1 protein-coding gene is annotated in these 1,093 nt (G+C 67.4%); it reads left to right on the top strand.

Annotation, left to right across the window (positions count from 1 at the left end; all coding sequences use genetic code 11):
- The first annotated feature begins 602 nt into the window (after nucleotides 1–602).
- Nucleotides 603–1,037 carry a hypothetical protein gene (locus AB0D01_RS39745; protein ID WP_363064304.1) on the top strand — a complete coding sequence of 145 codons (435 nt, stop codon included), beginning with the start codon at nucleotides 603–605 and terminating at the stop codon, nucleotides 1,035–1,037.
- Nucleotides 1,038–1,093 lie beyond the last annotated feature (56 nt).

The raw sequence follows: 1,093 nt of genomic DNA, 5'->3' as shown, positions 1-1,093 counted from the left end.
GCACAACCTCGCCCTCGCCGGATAGGCCTACGGGCGGTACAGCAGCCCACTATCCCCGAGGCAACTCAAAGATCATTTACGGGACAACCCTTAGCGAGGGATCTCGGGCGTTCCGGTTCGGTCGCCATGTCGGGCCCCGTGCCTGCGCACCCCGGCTTGGGCGTCGGGCTCAACCGTGTGGTGGCTCATGGCAGCGGCGTAAACACTCGGCGGGGCGCAACCACAAGGCTGACGGTTCCAAGACGGATGACCAGGCACTCAGCCGACGAACCGAGGCGAGCGTCCGGGCGGTGACAGTCCGCGCTGTGAGGTGACAGGTATCGCGAGGAGTCACATCCGCACCAGCTGGAGGCTGTACCTCGATCCGGAGGGGTTGCACCGGAAGGGGGCTGGAGAGGTGTCTGCACGGGTGCACTAGGCGGGGGACCGCAGGTGTGACCGTGAGTGGGACCCCCCGAATCTGGTGATCTTGCATTCGTGCAGGTCAGCACCCGTGGGCAAGCCTCCTTCGGAAAACGACACCTCTTACCTCGCGATAGCCGAGGGGAGGGGTCTATCCGTATCCCGGGGGGCCAGCAGCGCGGAGGGGTACATGTACCGGTATGGCTCGTGAACGGATCCGGTGGCCCCTCGTCGTGGAACGGGCGCGGCAGATCGTGGACGGGTACGCGCCGATCAAGGTCACGCTCAGGCAGGTGATGTACCGGCTCGCGGCCGAGGGCGTGCTGCCGCACACGCCGCCGATGTACCGGCGGCTGTCCTCGCAGCTGGCCCAGGCCCGCCGCGAGGGCCGCTTCCCCGACCTGATCGACACCATGCGCGAAGTTCACGTCCCGCCGGCCTGGCCGGACGCGGACGCCTTCGTGCGCGAGATGCCCGCCTGGTTCCGCCTGGACCGCACGGCGGGCCAGGAGCACGCCCTGTACGTCGCGGCGGAGAAGGACACCCTGCGGCAGCAGCTGACCGGCTGGCTCGAGTTCGCGGGCATCCCCGTGCTTAGACGTCATCTCATTTGGCTAGTCTGCGGTAGCAGATGAGGGTGCAGGCGAGGCTGGTGAAGGCGAGGAAGTGCTCGGCCTTGCGTTCGTAGCGG

The sequence above is a fragment of the Streptomyces sp. NPDC048606 genome, from assembly GCF_040650855.1.
Classification (GTDB): Bacteria; Actinomycetota; Actinomycetes; order Streptomycetales; family Streptomycetaceae; genus Streptomyces.
The sequence above is the reverse complement of the archived record's forward strand: the minus strand, read 5'-3'. Positions and strand labels throughout refer to the sequence as shown.

Bases quoted from the DNA above. Each gene is read 5' to 3' on its own strand.
- AB0D01_RS39745 (WP_363064304.1), top strand. From the start codon at position 603: ATGGCTCGTGAACGGATCCGGTGGCCCCTCGTCGTGGAACGGGCGCGG.